Here is a 341-nt window from a genome sequence, read left to right on the forward strand (position 1 = left end):
GAAATGCCGATGCCCCCATGCCGAACTGGCCGGACAATCCTTCAGCGGCCGGGCGAAATCAAGCCGCGGAGCCGCGCACTGTCCGGTTGTTCAAGCCTGGGTCGCGTCGAAGGCAGTGCGCGCGTCGCGCACCGCGTCATGGTTGTTTTCAGCCCACTGCAACAAATACTGCAAGGCATCGAACATCGAGCGCCCGAGGTCGGTCAGGCTGTATTCGACACTCGGCGGCTTGGTCGGAAACACTTCGCGACGCACATAGCCGTCGCGCTGCAGATCGTAGAGCGTCTGGGTCAGCATGCGCTGCGAAATGTCGGGAACCAGCCGCCGCAGCTCGCCGAAGC

At 63.3% G+C, this 341-nt stretch carries 1 protein-coding gene; it reads right to left on the reverse strand.

Going from position 1 to position 341, the window contains the following annotated elements; genetic code table 11:
* Window positions 1-90: 90 nt before the first annotated feature.
* Window positions 91-341 (reverse strand): helix-turn-helix domain-containing protein (locus EN853_RS33345; protein WP_135861361.1); only part of this gene is annotated, 251 nt, incomplete at its 5' end.

This window comes from Mesorhizobium sp. M1C.F.Ca.ET.210.01.1.1 (genome assembly GCF_004791585.1).
Classification (GTDB): Bacteria; Pseudomonadota; Alphaproteobacteria; order Rhizobiales; family Rhizobiaceae; genus Mesorhizobium.